This is a genomic window from Photobacterium leiognathi (genome assembly GCF_030685535.1).
Taxonomy (GTDB): domain Bacteria; phylum Pseudomonadota; class Gammaproteobacteria; order Enterobacterales; family Vibrionaceae; genus Photobacterium; species Photobacterium leiognathi.
Genome location: NZ_CP131601.1, coordinates 2010260 through 2031462, shown reverse-complemented (window position 1 = coordinate 2031462; position 21203 = coordinate 2010260). Strand labels below are relative to the sequence as shown.

Here is a 21203-nt window from a genome sequence, read left to right as displayed (position 1 = left end):
GTGGCTAAAAAGTTTTATGTAGTATGGCAAGGACGAACGCCGGGAATTTATACCGATTGGGCGAGTTGCAAACAACAGGTCGATAAATTTGCAGGTGCAAAATATAAGTCTTTTCCAACGCAAGCAGAAGCACAAGCCGCTTTTGGTAACAAAGCACCGACATATTCTCGTACATCAGCGACAAAAGCCCCAGTTAAAAAGCCAACAACCAGTAAAGGCTCACTAACTGCTGAACAAGTATTGGCAGTAGAAACTCAAATTAAAATTTTTACAGACGGTGGTTGTGATCCTAATCCGGGTAAAGCGGGATCTGGGCTTGCGGTATATAACAATAATCAGCTAAGTGAGTTGTGGTTTGGCTTATATAACCCTAATGGCACGAATAACACCGCAGAGTTAAATGCCTTAAATCAGGCTTTAATCATGGCGCAAAGCATGATTGAAAAAAATCAAACTGTCGCCATCTTTTGTGATTCTCGTTACTCGATTCAATGTATCACGCAATGGGCAGTCACATGGCAGAAAAATGGTTGGAAGAAAGCTGGGGGCGAGATCAAGAACCTTGATTTAATTCAGCCTATGTTTGAGCGCTATCAGGCAGTTAAAAGTAAGATCCAAATTCATCATGTGAATGGTCACGTTGGTATTGAAGGTAATGAATTGGCAGATCGCATGTCGATTTTAGCTGTTGATAAGCAAGAAATGCCATTTAGCCAATACGATCAGCCATTAGATATTGAGACGATTTTAGCCCTAAGAGCAGGTTAATCACGCCTTATTCGCTATCACTCAGTAAAGCGAGCATGCGTTCAATGTTCGCTTTTTTATTGCCATTTCCCATCATCTCTTGATTGGCTAGCGCATATAGCCAGTCTTCAATTGCTTCACCGTTAATATCATCACGGAAATTGATCAAGTTTGCCCATTGTTCTAAATCGTCGTCATCAATGGTTTGCGCTAAATATTGATGTAACACGCTAATGAGTAATGTTTTTGTGACAAGAAAAGGGGCGTCATCAGGTTGAGATTCTGCATTTAGGTAAACAGAAAAAGCCTCATCACGCTGAGGACCAAAACTGAGGATTTGGAAAATAGCTTGTTGTTTATCCACGTTCAAAGCACTTATAAAAAGAGTGGTGCGCTATTTTGCCGTGTTAACGCTCATAAAAAAAGCCTGTTACATCGGCAACAGGCTTTCGTATTGAGTTTACGGCAATGTTTATGAGTACATAGGAACCAATACTAGGGTGCCTAAGATCACTGTGATTAGACCACAAACAACAGGAACAACCGTACGTTTAACCACATCGAATGGGCTGATCTTTGCCATACCAGATGTCGCAACGATAACGCCAGAAACAGGTGAAATGGTACGACCAAGGTTTGATGCTTGAAGCATTGGGATAATAAGGAAAGCAGGGCTTAGACCTAGTTTACCCGCAAGCTGTGGTGCAAGTTCAACGAAAGCGTAGAATGGCGCATTACCTGACCCCGTTGCAATCGCAGCTGCTACCGTTAGTGCTGTTAGCAATAGCATTAGTGCGATGCCGCCCGCACCCGCTTTATCAGCAAGTGCTAGTAGGTTATCGATAGTACCTACCGTCATTAGACCTTGGGCAAATACACCCGCAGCTACTAATAGCATCACTACGCCTTTGAATGCATCACCCATACCTGCGTAGCAAGATTCTAGGTTATCAAGGGTGATCTTACCGTTTAGGCGGTTAGTTAAGAAATCAACCAATGCACCAATAGCAATAGACAGAACAACGATAGTGTAAATATCTAGCTTCAAGCCAGGGATTGTTTCACCGTTGAATATGAATACACCAATAATTGGTAGGAACGGTAGGATAGAGTAGTAACCTGGTGCTTTTACTTCCATTTCAGAAATATCAACACGTTCCATTGGGGTGTTGTCTTTCTTATCAAGATATTTGTTCCAGAAGAAAGCCGCGACAGCCATTACGATGATGGCACAGATAGAAACAGGAAGAACAGTTTCTACTGCAAACACGTGTAGTGGTAAGCCTGATTTCTCAGCTGCAACAACAACGTCGCCTGATGTTGGCGATAAGATAATTGCCGCAGGAGAAGCACACACTGCAGCCGCTGCTGGGCGCGAAATACCCATTGCTGTCATCATTGGGAATAGGGTTGCCATTAATAGCACACCAAGACCTGTTGCTGAACTTACGGCAAGCGACATTAAACATGCCACGATGTAAGCTGCTACAAGTAATACATATGGTGATTTAATGCATGACAGTGGTTTAGAAAATTGTTTAACAACAACATTGTTAGCACCAATGTGTGTCATGTAAGAAGCAAAACCACAAAGCAACATGATCTGTAGACCTAAGCCGCCACCACGGTACTGCAGCATGTATTTCACATACTCAAGAGAATCGGTGAATAAGTTACCCGTTGACGCGACTTTAGCGGGTAGAACTGAATGCCCTAATAAACCTGCAATAATTAATAGAGAAATACCTGCGGTTAATAGCACACCCGCAGCTTTATATCCTTTTACAATGTAATAGCCCACAGCGATGGTGATCACCAAGCCTATTAATAGCTCCGTCATGGAAACTCCTTTACTACACAAATATCTAATTATTAAAACTTGTTACTATTTAAAAGTGTTTGCGGCGGCTAATTTAACTAAAAATAAAATTATTAACGAGGTTTAATGGTGGAACTTATGATCTAAAACAGCATTTTCATACTTATGTTAATACAATGATAATAAAATGAATTTATTTGTTTTTGGTTGTGATGTCATAAAGTTAATAACAGCTTGTAAATAGTATTTATTATTATTTAACAAATTGGAATGCTTATTAATTATACAAATAATATAAATATTAATAGAGCTTGTTTATTGTTGGAGTAAATATTATTAGCGAGGGCAATGTTGTTTTACGTAGTCAATAAATGCTTTGTCGGCTAATGATAAATATCCGCTCTTACGCCATGCCATCACAATATCTAATTCAATCGGTTCTTCAAAAGGAATAGGGATCAACTGTGGCTCATACTCAGTTACCATTTCAAGTAGGGTAGTAATTGCAAAGTCTTGCCTTACGATTTTAAAAATCATTGCAAGTAGGTTAGTTTCAAACGAAATTTTTGGCGTAAATTGATGCTTTTCACAGATACTATCAATGGTTTCTCGATGAAAATAACCATGTTTAAACATCACCAATTCTTGGCTAAAGAAATCTTGAAACGAAAGGCTTTTACGCGTTGCAAACTCATGTTGTTCGGAAACAACGGCCACCATTTGTGATTTTAAAATGGGTTCTGGATGAAGTGTTTCAGGTAACTCATGGTTGATGATCACGCCAAAATCTAACTCGCCATCAATGATCATTTTTCGAATGGATTGGGTGCCCGCTTCAACAATACTGAGCTTTAAATTCGGGTATTGGTTTTTAAATCCCATTATGATTTCAGGGAAGAAGTAAGAACCTAACATGCTAGGTATACCGACACGCACTTCACCTTTTTCTAGCCCACGTAATTCAGACATGGCAGTTTGTGCATCTTTGATTTGCTGAATGATGTTTTTGGCGTGAGGTAATAGCACTTTTCCTTCATCGGTTAATTCAACCTTACGATCGTTTCTCGCAAACAAGCATAAACCAAGTTGTTGTTCTAACTTCTTGATTGTCATGCTTAATGCGGGTTGAGCGATATGCAATTTCTCTGCTGCACGAGTGAAATTTTTCGTTTCGGCTAATACTAAAAAGTAGCTAAGTTGACGTGAGTCCATCGCTATAAACCAAAGTTATCATAATAATAGTTATTATATATTTTCATTATCGGGTGGCAATTGATAACGTTTCTTTCTCTTTAGTTAGATCACGCTTTACCATCTTGTACTTATACACAGAGCTAGGGGTATCGTGTCGAGTATTTCCTTTTGGTGAACGTATGATTGAACTCCACTCTTCCCACTATAAAAAAGCGTGTTTTGCCCTTGCCTTAGGCTCATTTATTGTTTTTTGTAATTTGTACTTATTTCAGCCAATGTTGCCGCTTATGGCGCAAGAGTTCGGTGTGAGTGCAACAGCTATTAATTGGGTGTTGGCAGCCACAACCTTAATGCTGGCCTTGTGTTTGATCCCGTGGGCGATTGCTTCAGAAGTGGTTGGTCGACGAGTGATCATGTTAGTAAGTTTGTCGTTACTGCCCATTGTTGGTGGAGTGATGGTTTTCAGTAATTCATTACTCACACTAACCATATTAAGAGCATTAATGGGAATTTCAGTAGCAGGCTTTATTGCCGTTGCGGTTGCTTATATGGCTGAAGAATTTACCCCAAAAGCGTTAATGGTTGCTGTCGGGAGCTATATTAGTGCTAATTCCTTAGGTGGTATTGTAGGTCGATTATACGGTGGCATTATCAGTGAGCATTACGGCTGGCACTTAGCTGTGCTAGGTTTGGCTATTTTTAGCTTAATTGGTGCTGTGATTGTTTTTAAGCTATTACCAGAACAACAACACTTTGAACCTAATCGCCAAGGCTTACAGGCACACTCTAAACATCTCGTTCACCACCTTAAACAGCCTGTTTTATGGCTAGCTATGCTGATTGGCGGCATTAACTTTGCGTTGTTTGTTAATCTTTACTCGGTATCTGGTTTTCGTTTAGTGGCAGCACCATTTAATTTGCCACTAAGTTGGGCCGCATTGATTTTCCTTTGTTATTTAAGTGGCACAATAACAGCGAAAATGAGTGGTAAGTGGGCGAATAGATATAGTCCGATCAGCGGTATGTTATTGGGTGGTATTGTTAGTCTAGTAGGGATGTGGCTTGGGCTTATTGAAGTTCGCTCAATGATATTCGTGAGCTTATTATTGATCAGCTCTGGTGCATTCTTTACCCACTCGTTGGCTTATGCATGGGTTAGCAAAAATGCCCAGGTAGCAAAAGCGACAGCCACAGCTATGTACTTAGTTCATTATTATGTAGGCGGTAGTGTTGGTGGTTTCTTACTGATTTACTGCTGGCAGCATGGTGCATGGGGTGGTGTTGTTACTGGCGGTACTGTGCTGTATGGGGCAATGTTTATACTTTGTTGGTTATTAGCAAAAGTGTCTGAGCGAAATAAATCCTTATTAGTGCAACCGGCACTCTAGCCAATAAAATATATGCGTTATAGCTCGGCAAGTGAGCTATAACGCACAGGATGCATTATTTAATCTCAATCTTTAGTTTGTAGTCACTGTGCTCACCGCGTCGAGCAAAAGCGCGGTATTGACCAATACGAATCGTATACTTACCGCTGTATGGAAGAATGTAAGTCCCTTGAGGGGTTAGTGATTCCGAATATTCAGACAGATCTACTCGGTTTTCAATATGTTGGTTGAGAAGAATAAACCATAATTTAGTGCTTTTAGTATCTAATGTTGCTTTTAATGCTTGACCTTTCTGAGCATAAAAAACGTATTCATTGAAGTCGTAGCCTTGGACTTTGCCTGTGTACTCCGCACTGGTTGCCCCTTTTTTAAAGTGAACATCCTGGACTTTGTTCGCAGCTAATGCGGAGAAAGAAAACAAGCTTAGGAGTAGCGTAAGAATAACAGCATTGACACGAGAGAATAATTTCATAGTTATATCCAATTAAGTTAAATCAGAGAAACGAGTATTAATTAACGGCAAGTATATCAATGCTAGAGGCGAATGCGTAATAGCGACGATAAATGACTTTGTTTTTGGTGACAAAAAAATTGAATAACAAAACGACTCTTTTAAGCTAAAATATATGCAAGTTGTTTATGTGCTATTGGTGTGTTCATGGAAGATAAAAGCATACTCGGTCATTTAACAGTAAAAGAGCGCTTAGCGCTGGCTGAGCAAGGAAAATACATTGAGCTCCTCATTAACGATCCTGATCGTCGAGTAAGAGAAGTGGCAAGCGAGCATGATTTAGATATATTAATTGATGACGATGCTGCCACTGAAAATTTACTATCATCTCTATAAAATACATTATTTAATTTTCTCAACAACAGAATCTAATAGGGTTGAACCGTGATAGATTTTAAAACTGAGGAAATTAACAAAAGGGTATTGTTGATTTAATATAGCCTTGTCTGAATGCATATTGTTAAGCATTTCTTTTGCGAGTCCATTTAATTGTTCTGTATTAAAAAAAGCAGGATTATACTGGTAACTGTAGGTTAATGTTTGCTCATTACAATTAATAACATAATACGCATCTATATTTGAATCGTTTGTTTCTAAAGCATTTTTTCCTGCTGGGATGTCAGCACAAGAATAAATAGCAGACGTGGATGGTGTGCTGGTAACTAACAGCAGTAATGGGAGTAGTTTTACATTTAACATAGTGTTCTCCTGCTATTTGTTAGTGATGTAATTAATGATAAATAGTCAAATAGCGAAACATCTTTTTAATTTTATACTGTTGCCTCATAAATATATTTTGAATATGAGAATTTCTTATAGTTAAGAATTATCTATTGAAATATGCAAAACTTTTCTTAGAAATAAGAAATTATCACAATGTTAAATAAGCCTGTGAGATCACGCTAGTATCAGGCAAATCTTGCATTGGATTCACATCACCGATGAACTAGGTATAATTGCGTCAGTTTTTTACTTATTTAATGACGTTTATGATGGCTGGCTACCTTACTTTTCTTGTTCCAGCACTATTTGGTGCGCAACTCATTCTGACTATTGTGTTAACGAAGGGCGAAATTTGTCCTGGACAACGTGGTCGTATACACAAAATGTTACCAGTTTTGCTGGTGGGTTGGTTAGTGGCAGCAATTGCTCAGCCGCTTGCAGTATTGCCGTTAATGGCATTGGCATTCTTTACCATGAAAGTTAAAACGGGGAAAACCCGTGATGCAGGACCAATCAAAGTGCTGTATGGCAGTGATGTGTTAGCGTTTGTTTGTTGGTTAGTCTTATTGCCTACGCTAAATATGCCAGAAATTGCGATTAGCCTAGTTGCGATTGCACTGTATGGTAGTGCGTTAGCGCATGTGTTACTGACATTTGCCCGTACCCGATTACAAGCATTCCATCGTATTTTGCCTTTTGTGGGTTTTATTAGTGCTATTTTGACGATTCTATTTATGATTTGGCAGATCATGACTTTAGGTCAGGTGAAAAGCAGTCACCATATGGTTGAAATTATCACAGCATTAGCGTTGATGGTGATTGGCTTAGTGATTTGGGCTAATCACATTTTATTAAATAAAAAGGCGAATAATTGGCAACTTGCAACGGCACTTGTGGTGTTGGTTTTCTCTGCTGGTTTGCAATTAGTCTTGTTTTAAAATCAAAGAAAAGCTTGATAAGGCCGCTGTTCTTGCAGCGGCTTTTTTTATGTTCTCTGATCTGGCGGCTATGCTTTATAAGTGACATTGAATGCATCTTGATCTAGCTGTGTATGGTAGTTGGAGGACGGTATGGAAATTAATAACTTATTAGGTATGGACGGCAACATTGTGATTGGTATTGTTAATGAGCGCTTACGTTTAGAGTGCAATAGCATGTCTGAACTTATAAGCCGTTACGAACTGGATGAAAATGAACTCATCGATAAGATGGCGCAATTAGGCTATCAATATGATCCATTGACCAATCAATTCCGTTAGTTTCAGCTAATAAGGCCTCTCGCTAAAATTACCTAGAGAGAGGCTTTGTCACTATATAATATTTAATAATTTAGGCTGATTGTATGCCTTCTAAGTGTTGTTGGCATTGCTGTCGAGCAGTAGCAAAGAATGCTTGTAAATAATGGCGCTGTTGTTCTGAAGCACGAATGGCCGCAAATAAACGTCGCCATAATCCTTTTCCTAACGGTTTACTCACTACCAATCCTTGGCGTGCAAAATCATGTATTGCCCAGTTAGGTAATGCCGCAACGCCTAAGCCAGCCGAAACCATTTGTACCAGCATTAATGTATTGTCTGCTTGTTTCCATGCCTTTGGCTCAAAACCTGCTGGTTGTAGAAAGTGCTTCACTACATCTAAACGACTTTTTTGCACTGGGTAGCTCAACATGGTTTGTTCAGCGATATCTTGCGGTGTGATATAGGCTTTATTGGCAAGTGGTGAGTTAACACTCACAATCAACCGCATTTCAAAATCAAACAAGGGTTCATAGTGGATTTCACTGCGAGGTTGAATATCAGAGGTGATCACTAAATCTAGTTCACCACAGGCGAGAGCAGGGATAAGATCAAAGCCAAAACCGGAAGAAAAATCGAGAGTTACACTCGGCCAATGAATTTGATATTCCTTAAGTGCAGGCATTAACCATTGAAAACAGGAGTGACACTCAATCGCCATATGTAAGCGGCCATTTGCATCTTGCTTAATGTTAGCAAGTTCATGCTCCGCTTGCGTGAGTTGCGGAATAATGGAGTCGGCAAGGTTTAATAATATCTCGCCTTCTGCGGTAAATTTCACGGGGCGAGTTTTACGTAAAAAAAGCTGACCACCAAGGCGCTGTTCGAGATCTTTTAACTGATGTGACAGGGCTGATTGGGTTAAACATAGCGTATTGGCTGTTGCAGTAAGCGAGCCTGTATCACGCAATACGGTTAATGTTCTGAGGTGTTTTATCTCAATCATAAGTGTTCACAATCCTTGTCAATATGGGCATTTCTTCACCAATCTAACGGCTTTGATGTTTAATGTAAACATCTAGATGGCTAAACGGCTGTATTGGCGTTAATTGATTTATACTATTAGAGGGGACTATCCGAGAAATAGTTATTGCTAAGGTGAATCTTATAAAGAGGTTAGTAGCAGAGGGGGAGCCAAGTTTGAGCTCTGCATGTTGAAGTGTGTAGGGATAGAAAATGAAAAAGGCAGCCAATGGGCCTGTCTCTTGATCACAAGTCATTGTGTTCAAGAGACTTAGCTAGTTCATATCCTTCAAGGATGGTTTGTAACCTAAACCATCCTTGCCATAATGTCTTTACAGAAGCGCGACCCGTCCGCTTGGTATCTTTCCAACCACCTAACCGTGCAATACTTTTGTAAGCCCACGATATATTTGGTGCTTCTTTGGGCAGTTTTTTCTTCTCTAATTTTAACCACATAAGCTTCCACGCTTTACCTTTTAACACCCGTTCACAACAGCTACTAGATAACTCTTTAGATTCGTTCATAAATCTTAACTGGAGTAAACGAGTAGCAATAAATGCCAAAATAACACTGAGCCTTTCTAAGTTATCTTTACTTTGCATTCTCAGTTGTTCAACTTGCGTGCCTTCACTTTTCCAAACCTTGTGAAAATCTTCTATCAGCCAACGACGCTCATAATAACTGACGATGTTAAGTGCTTCCTCTTTGTTCGTTACAGGCTCTGATGTCAGTAAATGCCATGCGAGTTTGTCGTCACTCTCACCTTGCTCTATACATCCAACATAGTAGAGAGAGATATTATCGAACTCTTTTTTATTGGCGGGAGACTTAAGTGTCACGGGAGCATATTTGATGTCTAGATGAGCCGTGCGAGACTTACGACCGCCTTTTTGCGGTATTTTTAGCTCTTTGCTTCCTGCTGATAACAACTTGGAAGCGTAGTCATAAAGACGATTATCATGCTCCTCGATACAGCGACTTTGCATTGAGCGAACGATAAATCGTTGTTGTTGCTCGTGCTTATAAGTGAGGTACTCGAATAAATCGGCTTCTCTATCACATACAGAAATAACCTCTGACATTTTCTCGCCTAGTCGCTCTGCAACATGGCGAGATGCTTGTTCCCATTTATAACTTTCTTTTTCTTTGTATGGTCGAGTGCGTGCTGGTGTCCTTGACCACGTTTGTCAATATCTCGGGTCCAGCGTTGTTGTTCGATTAAACCAACCACAGTGTGAGTTTCGGGAGCAAAAAGCAACGTTGAATGAACGAACATTGCTCGGTGCCGATTACCTTGATTGGAGTGCCCGAGTGTATCTTGTATGCTGCGATGTGAGTAACTTAGAGAAGTGGTATCTTCCAATGCAAGCAGTGTTTGTTGCTCTGAAGCTTCTTGTGCTGTGACATAAAATCCGGCTTCTGCAATATCTTCTGCTTTGATTTGCTCATTACGAATAAAGCGATAAGCCCCTTCCATATCGGCTGGGGAGATGATGAGTTTTGAGACGGGTATACCAGGTTGTTTAGCCAGAGAGGTAGCTAGAGCAACGAGTCTTTGAGTTCGTCTTGGGTCATTAAGATCGGCTTGACCGAATTGTTTTTTAGCCCAAAGAGTTGGTTCTATATAGGTCATCATAATCATCCTTATCATTGCTTAGATGATCAGATCATGAAACATAAAATTAGTTCAAAAAAATCCCCAAGCATTGGCTTAGGGATTTGTGTATAAGAGACAGTCCAATGGGCTGCCTTTCGAATCTATTGTTTGATGAACAAAGAATTATTGTGCATCAGCCACTTTTTTAGTGAACGTTAATGTGTGCTTAGCATTGGTTAACGTTAGTGTGTTATCAGAAACAGAAACTTTGTTCCAATCAGCTAGAGAGTCAGCAAATGTTTGTTCAACTTTCATTGCTTCATCTGGGCAAAGCATCATAGTCATACCCATTTTCTCAATGCGTAGCTGACCATCTTTAAGTTCTGCTTGACCAAAGTAACGGTTACAACCCGCGTTACCGTTAGCAGCAAGATCTGATGCAAGCTCAAGATTTGGTGCTTGGAAAGGCTCAGGCAGTTTCACGTCTTGGTTATCGATTTGAACCAGTTCCCAGCTGCCATTGCTGATTTCGTTAGCTGTAACTTTATGCGGAGCAGAGTTTACTACGCCATTGCTTGCACATGCTGTTAGCATCATAGGAAGTACCAAAACTGACAGAAGACGCTTTTTCATAATAATCATTCCTGAATAAGTCTGTTTTAAAGAGATTAAAGCGCGACAAACACATTTTAATATTATATCAGCGATATTGTACGCTGTTTCATTGTGTGAAGGCACTATAACTGAAATTATTTTGCCTGTGTATTACTTTACAGTCTTTTACGTAAGTAAATGTAACCAGATAGGTTAAGCCAACGAATTATAACGTGTTAGAGCTCATGAATTATACATTAACAGTGAAAGACTTACTGAATAATGAATACGAATATTGCTTGTTAATAAAAAGGCAAGAATGCCGTTTTACAACGTCAGTTCTTGCCTTAAATGGTTTACAGCGAAATGAATTAAGCGTCTTTAGCTTCGAGCGCTTTTTCAACCATGTGTAAATGCACATCTTGCTGTGGGAATGGAATCGAAATATTTTCTTGGTCGAAGCGCATCTTCACTTCACGCGTAATATCCCAGTAAACATCCCAGTAATCATCTGTTTTCACCCAAGGGCGAACAATGAAATCTACAGATGAAGAGTTCAGTGTGTGTAGTTTAATTGTAGGCTCAGGGCTACGTAGTACAGCAGGGTGCTCTGATACAATTTCATTTAACACACGTTCAGTTTTTTCAATGTCATCGCCATAACCAATACCGAAAACCATGTCTACACGACGTACTTTTTCGTGGGTCACGTTCTTGATGATATCACCCCAAATTTTACTATTTGGGATCATCAGCATTTCATTACTGAACGTTTTGATCGTGGTATTTACTAGGCTCATATGACTTACTTTACCTGTGATACCACCAGCTTCTACAAGATCACCCACATCAAATGGACGGTAGATTAGTAGCATCATACCAGCAGCAAAGTTAGATAAGGTGTCTTGTAATGCGAAACCAACAATAATACCTGCAACACCGAAACCGGTAAGGATAGGGGCTAGGTTTAGACCAACTTGTGATAACGCAATCAGAATACCAATCGCAAATACCGCTTTTCCTGACATCGAGATGAAAAACTCTTGCATCAGCATCGACATTTTCAAGTTCTTTGAAGAAACGGCACGCTTAACCATTTTTCTAACAATGTTCTTCAATGCTTTGAATGCAAAGATGATCAAAACAAAAACAAACACTTTAAATAGCATTTGTGGCAGGTTATCAAATAACCAATCTTTCAGATCTGTTGTCCAACCCGATGCGATAGACCAAATGACTTTACTGTTAAGCAAATCATCAGTCACATTACCTGTTTGTTCAAACAATTGCTTTTTGTACTTGGCTGTATCAATGCCAACTTTATCTGCAATTTCAATCAGTTGTTTTAGGTTTTCAGTGTCGTTATCTACTTGTCGTTGAGCAAGGATCTGTGACATTTGCAGTGCACTTTTCTCACTTTCAGTCGCAGATTTTAACTGTTTACTTGCAAGATCAAGTGCTTGGCTATCGAAGTTAAGTGAAGCAGAAATAAACTCTAAGCGGTGCTCTACTTTACTTGTCAGCTCTTTAACAGCTTTTGGTGCAGGCTTATCAAGCTTTTCTAGCCACTGATAGTTTTGCCACTCTTCATTAAGGATCAATGTCGAGTACTGACGTGTTTCTGCCAGCTTTTTCAATGCAATTAGCTTGTCTGCATCTTTTGCGTCATCAAGCTTTTCTTGATCTCGTTTAAGATTATCATCAAGAAGAGTACTGAACTGATTGATCAAAACTACTTGATGATTAACTTCTTTAAGTAGTTGTTTTTTATCAGAGTCTTTTTCACTGATTAGTGATGCTAAGATGTCACGACGTTCATCATTCTTATTTAGAATCTGTAAGCCAATCACATCAGCAGAAGAAGAGCCTTCTTTAAAAGCGGCATTTTGTTCTTTTAGAAGTGATGATATTTCAGTATTCAGTTGTTGAAGCTGTTCAACTTTAGGGTTAGCTGCTACTTGTTGTGAGTCTTCTTGCTTTGGTGTCTGTGCAAAGCTAAGTGAAGACACAAGCAATAACATGAGTGCCAGTAAGCGCATAATGCGATTAACTCCTGCAGGAATGATAACCATAGCTATGTGCTTGTAGTACATAACTATGCCATTAAAGGTAATTTTCGCGGATTATATATTAGTTATGTCAAAGAGGGCTATAAAATTGGAAGTGGAAATTTAAAGATTTTGTAAGAATAAGCCACAACAATTCTGGTAATTGTCGTGGCTTTAAAAGCTCTTATGAACGTTCATTTAACTGCTGCTTGACGATATCGCTGTCGACATCAGCATAAAAATGCACTTGAAATTGAGTTTCAGGGGTTAATAACTCAACCTTGTGCCAATATTGTGGTGGGCTAATTAGTGAATTATTTGCTTCGATCACGACTTCTTGCTCAATACCACCTCGCCTTTGCGTAAAACCGTAAAATTTTAGAGCACCCGCAACCACACTAATTTTCCCATAGACACCTTCACGGGTATTGTGCTCGTGTACCAGCATTTTAGGCACTGTATCACGATTAAAAACAGGTGTTGATTTGTAGTTAACAAAGTTCGTTGGAATAGATGACATATACTCTCTCCAGTATTTGTTATTCATTACGCTTGATGGGCAGGCAAGTCTTTATTTTGATAACAGTCAGCAAAATTATGATTGCGATCACGATGTTTTGCTTCATCTTCTCTGATTCTTAAAACAACATCTCTTAGTCTTGCATCGTCTTGTAATTGGTAATATTTAATAGCGATGTCTGGAGCTGCTACATTTTCAAGTTCACCACTATCAATTTTTTCTAAAAATTCGGTATAGCTTTTACAAGCCTCTTCTTCAAAGTAGCCGACAACGCGGTGTGCAATTTTTGAAGAGCAAAGATAAATAATGCTGTAGACACAAATAAACACAGCCTGTCCTAATAAAACGAGTCCACGCTCAATCCAACTTGGTTTAGCAATGTCGAGAAAGATCATTAAGTGCATGCGTTCATTATCTGCTTCACTTAATAACTCTTTGATCCAGCCTTCATCATCTTTCATTCGGCGAAGGGCTTTAAGGTGATTAAACATCCCAGCAACCATCCCAGGAACTGCTGCAATAGTTTCTAAAATAACGGCACGTTTCGCGTACTTTTTTCCGTAGAAAATGTTTAAGGAAAATTTGAGGAGCTGAGTGATTTTATAAGCTAGACGCTCAGAAATTTTATTTGTTTCTCTATGGGTTAAGGCAAAATCTGACATAGTGTAACTCGCTCTTAATTTAAACATGTATTTATTATGCATGTTTAAATTTGTATAACAAGTATTTTGTATGAAAGTTACAATAAAAAAGCCTCTTCCGAAGAAGAGGCAAAAAGTACCATCGCTATTATTATTTTTTAAAACTGCGAGGAGGAAGAATGTTAATAATCGTAATAAACTGATTATTAACCAAAATCACCATTCACGTAGCCACGAGTGCGATCATCTTGTGGGTTTGTGAATAGGTTTTGTGTTTCATCATGTTCTACTAGCTCACCCATTAAGAAAAACGCAGTGCGGTCAGAAATACGACGTGCTTGCTGCATCGAGTGAGTAACGATAACAATGGTGAAATCTTTCTTCAGAGACTCCATTAAATCTTCAATTTTCTTGGTTGCAATTGGATCAAGTGCTGATGTTGGCTCATCCATCAAAATCACTTCAGGTTTCATAGCAATGGTACGTGCAATACATAAACGTTGTTGCTGACCACCTGATAAGCCAAATGCGTGTGATTTCAAACGATCTTTTACTTCATCCCACAGTGCTGCACCACGTAGTGATTGTTCTACGACTTCATCCAGCACTTTCTTATCTTTTACACCTTGAGCGCGTAGGCCGTATGCAACGTTCTCGTAAATGCTCATAGGGAAAGGGTTTGGCTTTTGGAAAACCATGCCTACTTTGATACGAAGTTGTGATACGTCGATATTGCCGTACACATTTTCATTATCCATCGTTAATGAACCTTTGATGGTTACGCCTTCAATAAGGTCGTTCATACGGTTCAAACAACGAAGTAGGGTAGATTTACCACAACCTGATGGGCCGATAAGCGCTGTTACTTGGCGGTTTGGGATCGGCAGGTTGATTTTCTTTAATGCTTGGTTTTGGCCGTAAAATAGGTCTAGGTTTTCAATATTAAATTTATTCATTTTCTCTTCCTCAAAATTAGTAAGTCGCAGTGTTGAAACGGCTAGCAATCAGTTTGGTAATTAAGTTAATAACAAGCACAATCACAATAAGCACAGTGGCAGTACCGTAGGCCTGATTCCACTCGTGAACGGTGTAAAGCTCCTGAGTTAACTTATAAAGGTGCACGGTAAGTGTTCGACCTGAGTCAAAAACACTTTCAGGGATACGTGCAACCATACCTGCTGTCATGAATACGGGTGCTGATTCACCAATAATACGACCGACACTGAGGATGATTGAAGTGACAATTCCTGGCATTGCACTAGGAAGGATCAGTCTCCAAATGGTGTAGATTTTAGATGCACCCAAACCATAAGAACCTTCACGGTAAGTTTGAGGTACAGCCATTAACGCCTCTTCGGTAGTACGGATGATCACAGGAAGGATCAAAATACTTAGTGTTAATGCACCCGACAGGATCGAGTAACCAAAACCAAGCACAACTACGAAGAAAGTCATACCGAATAAACCATAAATAATTGATGGAATACCGGCGAGAGATTCTGTACAGAATCGAATAACTTTTACTAAACGGCTACCTACTTTTGCATATTCTGTTAGGTAGATTGCCGTCATAATTCCAAGTGGAGCAGCAACTGCAATGGATGCCAGCACCATATAAATGGTCGAAACAACCATAGGCCAGATACCTGATTCTTGACCGATAGTGGTGTAATCCGACGTGATGAATGACCAGTTAACATGGGCAAGGCCATTACTTAAGATGTACCAGATAACCCAAAGAAGGAAACCGACAGTGACACCTGCAGATAACCAAATGAGTGCTAAAGAAATCTGATCTTTACGTTTTTGGGCTTTAGGGTTTGCACTTTGAAGTGCTGAATTATTTGCTGTTAAAGACATTCTTTATTACCTCGCACGCTCACGGTTTAAGAATAGAAGCGCACCATTTAGCAGCATGATGAATACCAGCAATACAATACCGGTAGCGTAAAGTGCACTTGCGTGGATACCTGTTGCGTAAGACATTTCGATAGCGATGTTAGCGGTTAACGTACGCGCTGATTCAAGTAAACCTTCAGGCATAGCAGGGGAGTTACCCATTACCATAATGATTGCCATCGTTTCACCTAATGCACGTGCAACACCTAAAATCACACCTGTCATGATGCCTGAGCGAGCAGCTGGGACGAGTAATTTAAAAATCGTAAACATCGATGATGCACCTAACGCTAATGACCCTTCTTTATAGGCGCGTGGTACAGCACGAATAGAGGTTTCTGATACAGTAATTACCGTTGGTAGGATCATCACTGCCAGAACAATAATACCGGCTAAAATCGTATTACCTGCTGGAACGTTGAACCAGTCTTGAATAAGTGGAACGATAATAACAAGGCCGAAGAAACCGTAAACAACAGAAGGAATACCTGCCAGTAGCTCAATCATAGGACGAATAAGATCGGCTAAACGTTTAGGTGCAACTTCTGCGATAAAAATAGCGGTTAGAACACCGATAGGCACACCAATAACCACAGCGCCCGCCGTTGATACTAATGAAGCCACAATCATAGGGGCGATACCGTAAAGCGCTGGTGGTAACCAATCTGTGCCTAAAACGATACCTGTAATATCAGCTTGAGCAAAAGCTGCATAGCCTTCACGGAAAATAAAGTAGCCGATAGTGATAAGGGATAAAATGCCAATAGCGGCACTTAGCATGAAGAGGTTTTTAAAGAAAACTTCTCGCCAATCAATGCGTTTTTTTGATTTAAGCGAAGTTTGCTTCTTTGCTGTTTTTTCAATATTCGCGATGGTCATTACTTACTCCAGAACCAGTACAAACGTGACCAGTTACTGAGAAATCAAAAAAACGCCCAGCTCAATGAGCTGAGCGTAAAAATACTTATTAGTGCGTAGAGATGAAGCCTTTGCTTTCAACAATTTTTTGTGCGTCAGCAGTTTTCATCCAAGATAGGAATTTAAGCGCTTCAGCTGATGGACGACCTTCTTTGTAAACAACAAGGAATGGACGTTGAACTGTGTAGTCACCAGACTTGATAGCAGCAACTGATGGCTTGTGACCGTCGATTGCTAGAGGTTTAACTGTATTATCAACAGAGCCTAGAGAGATGTAGCCGATTGCAAATGGGTTGTTAGCAACAGTTGTTTTTAGCTGACCATTACCACTTGCCACTTGTGCTTTTTGTGAAATTGCAGAAACTTTCACGCCATTGATTTTTTTCTTAAGGCTCATGATGTCTTCAAATGCACCGCGAGTACCAGATGCTGTATCACGTGTAGCAACAACGATTGGCTTATCTTCACCGCCAACTTGTTTCCAGTTTGTCACTTCACCTTTGTAGATTTTAGCAACTTGCTCTTTCGTTAAGTCTGAAACAGGGTTGCTGTTGTTTACTACAACGGCAATACCGTCACGAGCGATAACCACTTCTTTCACTTCTGGTGATTCTTCAGACGTTTTAAGGTCACGTGAAGACATACCTAGATCGGCTGAGCCATCGTGTGCAGCACGGATGCCTGCTGATGAACCTGGGCCTTGAACCTCAACTGTTACGTCATTTGATTTAGCATAAGTTTCACCAAATACTTCCATTAATGGTGATACAGAGCTTGAACCTACAACAGAGATAGTTTCGCCTGCAATTGCTGCAGTGCTAGCTACCATTGTTCCTGCTAAAGCGATTGCGCCGATAATCTTTGTTTTCATTTTCCTAGTCCTTTCGTGTTTGCTGATTACTATAGGTTTGAATGAACGTGACAAAGGTTAGGAAAGTTATGTGACACTTATGTTTCAGAACTTTGAACACTCTATGAATGTTGTCATAAATACTTAATGGGAATTAAAACTGATTTAAATTCAATCGTATTATTTGAAATTCATTGAATTATTTCTTTTAAGTATATGTTTTTGCGCGGCTAAATATGATTTTTTGGTGTCTTATGAAATATTGGAAAGTATTTTAATTATGCTGAAGTGATAGATATTTATGACCATATAAGTTTATGACAGTCATATTTCAATCTGAATTTTAGTGTGATTTCCTTCCAATGTTTCAATTGGTTGTCGCTCTTCTTATCTATAGTAGAATAGGAAAATATGTTGTTCAGTACGCTTTTACGCTTAAAAGTAATTACAACTATTTGAAGTTAGAAAGGTTATCAATGTTAAAAAAAGCGCAGCAAATGGTTGTGTTCAATGCTTTGACGAAACAGCAGAGCTTTACAAAAGCAGCACAATTGCTTGAGATTTCACGAACTCAGGTAAGTAAGTTAGTGCAACAATTAGAAGAACGTTTAGGTGTTCAATTGGTGCAGCGTACCACTCGCTCATTTGCATTAACTGAATCGGGACGTATCTTTGCAAAGCATTGTGAAAAGGTTGTTGACGAGATCAATGAAGCTGAAAGTGAGTTGTTAGCACTGGGTGATAGCCAGCAAGGTTCATTAAGGGTAGGGATCGCTCAATCTTTTGCGTCTAACCATGTTGCGCCTTACATCAATGAATTTCACGAGCGCCATCCATTAGTAAATCTTGAGTTAAGTTTGTTTGATCACCGTGTTGATCTTATTGCCGAGCAACTTGACTTGTGGATTGGCTTTATGGACTCACCGCCAGAAGGCTTTGTTGCTCGCCATCTTACTAATTGTGATTTTGTCTTAGTTGCAAGCCCTGACTACCTTGCGAAACATGGTGTGCCTTACCATCCGGATGATTTGAAACAACATAACTGTATTACCTATTTTAGCCGTGAGCGTAAGGATAATATTTGGAACTTCAGTCTGAAAGAAGAAGAGTTGCAAGTAAAGGTAACAGGGAATTATCGTGTCGATTCCGCTGATGCTATCCGTGATGCAACCATTGCAGGTAATGGGGTAGGGTATTTAGCGACATATTTATTAAAAGATGAAATTCGCCATGGGAAACTCATTCGTTTGATGCCGGAGTGGCAATTAACACAGCACATGCCTTTATATGCGGTTTATCCTCGCCATAAATATTTGCCAACAAAGGTTAATCTGTTTATTGAATTTATCCGAGAGCATATCGAATTGGGTAATATTTCCTGCCAAATATAGTGAAAACACTGTTGGTGGGAATAAATAGCGTAAATTAGCGTGTTTATTTTCACCAATTATATGATGTAAAAAGCGACAGCTTGACGCAAACGGTTAGCCAAACGCTGTCGCAAACGTTTCTAATTGTAAACTATAGAAACAATAGTATTCATTATAGGAACCAATATCACGTATTTCGTTTGCTTAGCTGAAAAAAACAGCGGTTATAGCGAAAGTTGTTATTGATTAGTTAATAGCAATAACAATTTGATCCTTGTCACACTTTTATTTCTCCCTAAAATCCCCCCGCAATCGTTTACTACTACACATTGGAGAATGACCATGCATTATTTGGTCGGCATCTTAGGCATTATCGTAATCTTTGCCGTTGGTTTATTATTTTCTGAAAATCGTCGCGCGGTAAATTGGCGCACTGTATTGGGTGCATTTTGCGTGCAAGTGATCTTTGCAGGCTTTATTTTATACGTGCCTATTGGTCGTGTAGTTTTAAACAGTGTTTCTGGTGCAGTATCAGGCATCATTGAATATACTAATGAGGGTACAGAATTCCTATTTGGTCAATTAGCACAATTTAAACTAGGTTTTATTTTTGCGGTTAACGTACTCCCTTCTATCGTATTTTTCTCTGCGTTGATCTCTGTGCTTTATTACCTAGGTGTAATGAAGTGGGTGATCCGTAGTATTGGTGGTGTGTTGCAGTACTTTTTAGGTACTACACGTACAGAATCGATGTCGGCAACGGCAAATATCTTTGTTGGTTCAGTTGAAGCGCCACTGGTTGTGCGTCCATTCCTGTCTCGTATGACACGCTCTGAACTGTTTGCAGTTATGGTTGGTGGCCTAGCTTCTGTTGCTGGCGGTACTATGGTGGGTTATGCAGGTTTAGGTGTTCAGCTGAAATACCTTATTGCTGCAAGCTTTATGTCTGCACCTGCAGGTTTGATGATGGCGAAATTGCTTGTACCTCAAACTGAAGGTGTTCACACCATGGAAGAAGAAGATGACGGTGAAGAAGATGAACCAGTAAACATGGTTGATGCCGCTTCTCGTGGTGCGCTTAGCGGTTTACAAATTGCAATGGCAGTAGGTGCGAGTTTACTTGCAGTGATCAGCTTAATTGCATTAGTAAACGGTGGTCTAGGTCATATAGGTAATTGGTTAGCTTCTGTTGGTCAATGGTTAGGCTTTGATTGGAATGGTCTACATCACCTAAGCTTAGATATGATCTTTGGTTATGTCTTTGCACCTGTTGCTTGGTTAATTGGTGTGCCATGGTCTGAAGCAACAACGGCAGCAAGCTTGATCGGTACTAAGATTGCGGTTAACGAATTTATTGCATTTGCAGAGCTAATGAAGCCTGAAACCATTGCAAAACTGAGTGAGCACTCTCAAGCAATCGTGACTTTTGCTCTTTGTGGCTTTGCTAACCTAACATCTATTGCAATGTTAATGGGTGGTTTAGGCGGTATTGTTCCTCAACGTCGTCCTGAGATTGCACGTTTGGGTATGAAAGCGATTTTTGCTGCAACACTTGCAAACTTAATGAGTGCAACGTTAGCGGGTTTATTTATTCCACTTTCGTAGTAACATCGCTCAGTAAGCGGTTAACATTAAACAGAGAGCTTAGGCTCTCTGTTTGCGTATGGGCTATTCATTGATTAAAAGGATCTAAATGCGATGAAATCGGATGTTGATAAATTAGTAGCTAAACATGCTGAATTGATCCATAGCGATGGTTTAAAAGTCCACTCTCATACTCAACGTGAAGATGGTGATTGGATCCTGCATACCTTGATGATTGATGGCTATGATGTGCCATTTAAGTTTAAGCGAAAGACAAAATACCAAAGCCTAAAGGGGGCGAAAGTGAATATGACCTATTACCCTGAAACGGTGACGGTTGCAGGCTTTGAAATCGAGACCATGAAAGTAGTGCGAATTAAACGCTATTAGTAAAAATAAAGCCCAATTATAAAATTGGGCTTTATTTTTTAATTTGGTGTTGAGCGGTAGTGTTCTCTTACTTTTGTTCCATCTTTTTTTGTATGCGCTGGAACATGAACTTTCTTTTTTCCACTTTTCGTTTTAGCCATATATCTGCCTT

The 21203-nt window shown here is 39.7% G+C and carries 22 protein-coding genes and 1 pseudogene; 8 read left to right on the top strand and 15 right to left on the bottom strand.

Annotated elements, in window-relative coordinates; genetic code table 11:
• Positions 1 to 768: a ribonuclease H family protein gene (locus Q7674_RS16400; protein ID WP_045065851.1), complete on the top strand. Its 768-nt coding sequence runs from the start codon at positions 1 to 3 to the stop codon at positions 766 to 768.
• A 7-nt stretch (positions 769 to 775) separates the two neighbouring features.
• Here Q7674_RS16400 and Q7674_RS16395 read toward each other — a convergent pair whose 3' ends face one another.
• From Q7674_RS16395 to Q7674_RS16385, 3 genes are all read right to left on the bottom strand, one after another.
• Positions 776 to 1111: a hypothetical protein gene (locus tag Q7674_RS16395; RefSeq protein ID WP_045065826.1), complete on the bottom strand. Its 336-nt coding sequence runs from the start codon at positions 1109 to 1111 to the stop codon at positions 776 to 778.
• A gap of 108 nt (positions 1112 to 1219) precedes the next feature.
• Positions 1220 to 2587 carry an anaerobic C4-dicarboxylate transporter DcuC gene (dcuC, locus tag Q7674_RS16390; protein WP_045065824.1) on the bottom strand — a complete coding sequence of 456 codons (1368 nt, stop codon included), beginning with the start codon at positions 2585 to 2587 and terminating at the stop codon, positions 1220 to 1222.
• Between the two features lie 315 nt (positions 2588 to 2902).
• Complete coding sequence (locus tag Q7674_RS16385) at positions 2903 to 3778, bottom strand: LysR family transcriptional regulator (protein WP_045065823.1); 876 nt, start codon at positions 3776 to 3778, stop codon at positions 2903 to 2905.
• Between the two features lie 161 nt (positions 3779 to 3939).
• Between Q7674_RS16385 and Q7674_RS16380 the strand changes: the two genes are divergently transcribed.
• Positions 3940 to 5148 (top strand): MFS transporter, encoded by a 1209-nt coding sequence (locus tag Q7674_RS16380; protein ID WP_045065821.1) that lies wholly within the window; start codon positions 3940 to 3942, stop codon positions 5146 to 5148.
• 55 nt (positions 5149 to 5203) lie between these two features.
• Here Q7674_RS16380 and Q7674_RS16375 read toward each other — a convergent pair whose 3' ends face one another.
• The gene (locus Q7674_RS16375; RefSeq protein ID WP_045065819.1) at positions 5204 to 5620 is read right to left on the bottom strand and encodes a hypothetical protein; all 417 of its coding nucleotides are present in this window, start codon (positions 5618 to 5620) and stop codon (positions 5204 to 5206) included.
• 186 nt (positions 5621 to 5806) lie between these two features.
• Here Q7674_RS16375 and Q7674_RS16370 point away from each other — a divergent pair, with 186 nt between their 5' ends.
• Positions 5807 to 5995: a hypothetical protein gene (locus tag Q7674_RS16370; RefSeq protein ID WP_045065817.1), complete on the top strand. Its 189-nt coding sequence runs from the start codon at positions 5807 to 5809 to the stop codon at positions 5993 to 5995.
• 6 nt (positions 5996 to 6001) lie between these two features.
• Here Q7674_RS16370 and Q7674_RS16365 read toward each other — a convergent pair whose 3' ends face one another.
• Complete coding sequence (locus Q7674_RS16365; protein ID WP_045065816.1) at positions 6002 to 6358, bottom strand: hypothetical protein; 357 nt, start codon at positions 6356 to 6358, stop codon at positions 6002 to 6004.
• Between the two features lie 257 nt (positions 6359 to 6615).
• Here Q7674_RS16365 and Q7674_RS16360 point away from each other — a divergent pair, with 257 nt between their 5' ends.
• The gene (locus Q7674_RS16360; RefSeq protein ID WP_305422848.1) at positions 6616 to 7320 is read left to right on the top strand and encodes an HI_1241 family integral membrane domain; all 705 of its coding nucleotides are present in this window, start codon (positions 6616 to 6618) and stop codon (positions 7318 to 7320) included.
• Between the two features lie 132 nt (positions 7321 to 7452).
• The gene (locus Q7674_RS16355; RefSeq protein ID WP_008987377.1) at positions 7453 to 7641 is read left to right on the top strand and encodes a DUF4250 domain-containing protein; all 189 of its coding nucleotides are present in this window, start codon (positions 7453 to 7455) and stop codon (positions 7639 to 7641) included.
• A 70-nt stretch (positions 7642 to 7711) separates the two neighbouring features.
• Here the strand turns inward: Q7674_RS16355 and metR are convergent, their stop codons facing one another.
• The 10 genes and pseudogenes from metR to Q7674_RS16305 all read right to left on the bottom strand — a co-directional run bounded on the left by metR (position 7712) and on the right by Q7674_RS16305 (position 17729).
• Entirely contained in the window at positions 7712 to 8623 is a 912-nt protein-coding gene (gene metR, locus Q7674_RS16350; protein ID WP_045065814.1) for an HTH-type transcriptional regulator MetR, read from the bottom strand.
• Positions 8624 to 8886: 263 nt separating this feature from the next.
• A pseudogene (locus Q7674_RS16345) lies at positions 8887 to 10274 on the bottom strand (IS4 family transposase).
• 147 nt (positions 10275 to 10421) lie between these two features.
• Positions 10422 to 10871: an META domain-containing protein gene (locus Q7674_RS16340; protein ID WP_045065902.1), complete on the bottom strand. Its 450-nt coding sequence runs from the start codon at positions 10869 to 10871 to the stop codon at positions 10422 to 10424.
• Between the two features lie 332 nt (positions 10872 to 11203).
• Positions 11204 to 12871: a mechanosensitive ion channel family protein gene (locus tag Q7674_RS16335; protein ID WP_023931816.1), complete on the bottom strand. Its 1668-nt coding sequence runs from the start codon at positions 12869 to 12871 to the stop codon at positions 11204 to 11206.
• Positions 12872 to 13064: 193 nt separating this feature from the next.
• The gene (locus tag Q7674_RS16330; RefSeq protein WP_023931818.1) at positions 13065 to 13400 is read right to left on the bottom strand and encodes a TehB family protein; all 336 of its coding nucleotides are present in this window, start codon (positions 13398 to 13400) and stop codon (positions 13065 to 13067) included.
• Positions 13401 to 13426: 26 nt separating this feature from the next.
• Positions 13427 to 14062, bottom strand: coding sequence for an alternative oxidase (locus Q7674_RS16325; protein ID WP_023931819.1), 636 nt, complete (start codon positions 14060 to 14062; stop codon positions 13427 to 13429).
• Between the two features lie 185 nt (positions 14063 to 14247).
• Positions 14248 to 14997 (bottom strand): phosphate ABC transporter ATP-binding protein PstB, encoded by a 750-nt coding sequence (pstB, locus tag Q7674_RS16320; RefSeq protein ID WP_008987371.1) that lies wholly within the window; start codon positions 14995 to 14997, stop codon positions 14248 to 14250.
• A gap of 16 nt (positions 14998 to 15013) precedes the next feature.
• Positions 15014 to 15901 (bottom strand): phosphate ABC transporter permease PstA, encoded by an 888-nt coding sequence (pstA, locus tag Q7674_RS16315; protein WP_045065900.1) that lies wholly within the window; start codon positions 15899 to 15901, stop codon positions 15014 to 15016.
• 6 nt (positions 15902 to 15907) lie between these two features.
• On the bottom strand, positions 15908 to 16819 hold the full coding sequence (gene pstC, locus Q7674_RS16310) for a phosphate ABC transporter permease subunit PstC (protein WP_305422846.1): 912 nt from the start codon (positions 16817 to 16819) through the stop codon (positions 15908 to 15910).
• Positions 16820 to 16907: 88 nt separating this feature from the next.
• Entirely contained in the window at positions 16908 to 17729 is an 822-nt protein-coding gene (locus Q7674_RS16305; RefSeq protein ID WP_045065899.1) for a phosphate ABC transporter substrate-binding protein, read from the bottom strand.
• A gap of 455 nt (positions 17730 to 18184) precedes the next feature.
• Here Q7674_RS16305 and Q7674_RS16300 point away from each other — a divergent pair, with 455 nt between their 5' ends.
• The 3 genes from Q7674_RS16300 (at position 18185) to Q7674_RS16290 (ending at position 21052) form a co-directional block, all read left to right on the top strand.
• The gene (locus Q7674_RS16300) at positions 18185 to 19099 is read left to right on the top strand and encodes a LysR family transcriptional regulator (protein ID WP_008987367.1); all 915 of its coding nucleotides are present in this window, start codon (positions 18185 to 18187) and stop codon (positions 19097 to 19099) included.
• A 321-nt stretch (positions 19100 to 19420) separates the two neighbouring features.
• Positions 19421 to 20683 (top strand): NupC/NupG family nucleoside CNT transporter, encoded by a 1263-nt coding sequence (locus tag Q7674_RS16295; protein WP_305422844.1) that lies wholly within the window; start codon positions 19421 to 19423, stop codon positions 20681 to 20683.
• Between the two features lie 93 nt (positions 20684 to 20776).
• Positions 20777 to 21052 (top strand): hypothetical protein, encoded by a 276-nt coding sequence (locus Q7674_RS16290; protein WP_045065896.1) that lies wholly within the window; start codon positions 20777 to 20779, stop codon positions 21050 to 21052.
• Positions 21053 to 21203: the final 151 nt, after the last annotated feature.

Coding starts and splice junctions, on each gene's coding strand:
- dcuC (WP_045065824.1), bottom strand. CDS start 2,587: ATGACGGAGCTATTAATAGGCTTGGTGATCACCATCGCTGTGGGCTAT.
- Q7674_RS16385 (WP_045065823.1), bottom strand. CDS start 3,778: ATGGACTCACGTCAACTTAGCTACTTTTTAGTATTAGCCGAAACGAAA.
- Q7674_RS16380 (WP_045065821.1), top strand. CDS start 3,940: ATGATTGAACTCCACTCTTCCCACTATAAAAAAGCGTGTTTTGCCCTT.
- Q7674_RS16375 (WP_045065819.1), bottom strand. CDS start 5,620: ATGAAATTATTCTCTCGTGTCAATGCTGTTATTCTTACGCTACTCCTA.
- Q7674_RS16370 (WP_045065817.1), top strand. CDS start 5,807: ATGGAAGATAAAAGCATACTCGGTCATTTAACAGTAAAAGAGCGCTTA.
- Q7674_RS16365 (WP_045065816.1), bottom strand. CDS start 6,358: ATGTTAAATGTAAAACTACTCCCATTACTGCTGTTAGTTACCAGCACA.
- Q7674_RS16355 (WP_008987377.1), top strand. CDS start 7,453: ATGGAAATTAATAACTTATTAGGTATGGACGGCAACATTGTGATTGGT.
- metR (WP_045065814.1), bottom strand. CDS start 8,623: ATGATTGAGATAAAACACCTCAGAACATTAACCGTATTGCGTGATACA.
- Q7674_RS16340 (WP_045065902.1), bottom strand. CDS start 10,871: ATGAAAAAGCGTCTTCTGTCAGTTTTGGTACTTCCTATGATGCTAACA.
- Q7674_RS16335 (WP_023931816.1), bottom strand. CDS start 12,871: ATGCGCTTACTGGCACTCATGTTATTGCTTGTGTCTTCACTTAGCTTT.
- Q7674_RS16330 (WP_023931818.1), bottom strand. CDS start 13,400: ATGTCATCTATTCCAACGAACTTTGTTAACTACAAATCAACACCTGTT.
- Q7674_RS16325 (WP_023931819.1), bottom strand. CDS start 14,062: ATGTCAGATTTTGCCTTAACCCATAGAGAAACAAATAAAATTTCTGAG.
- pstB (WP_008987371.1), bottom strand. CDS start 14,997: ATGAATAAATTTAATATTGAAAACCTAGACCTATTTTACGGCCAAAAC.
- pstA (WP_045065900.1), bottom strand. CDS start 15,901: ATGTCTTTAACAGCAAATAATTCAGCACTTCAAAGTGCAAACCCTAAA.
- pstC (WP_305422846.1), bottom strand. CDS start 16,819: ATGACCATCGCGAATATTGAAAAAACAGCAAAGAAGCAAACTTCGCTT.
- Q7674_RS16305 (WP_045065899.1), bottom strand. CDS start 17,729: ATGAAAACAAAGATTATCGGCGCAATCGCTTTAGCAGGAACAATGGTA.
- Q7674_RS16300 (WP_008987367.1), top strand. CDS start 18,185: ATGTTAAAAAAAGCGCAGCAAATGGTTGTGTTCAATGCTTTGACGAAA.
- Q7674_RS16295 (WP_305422844.1), top strand. CDS start 19,421: ATGCATTATTTGGTCGGCATCTTAGGCATTATCGTAATCTTTGCCGTT.
- Q7674_RS16290 (WP_045065896.1), top strand. CDS start 20,777: ATGAAATCGGATGTTGATAAATTAGTAGCTAAACATGCTGAATTGATC.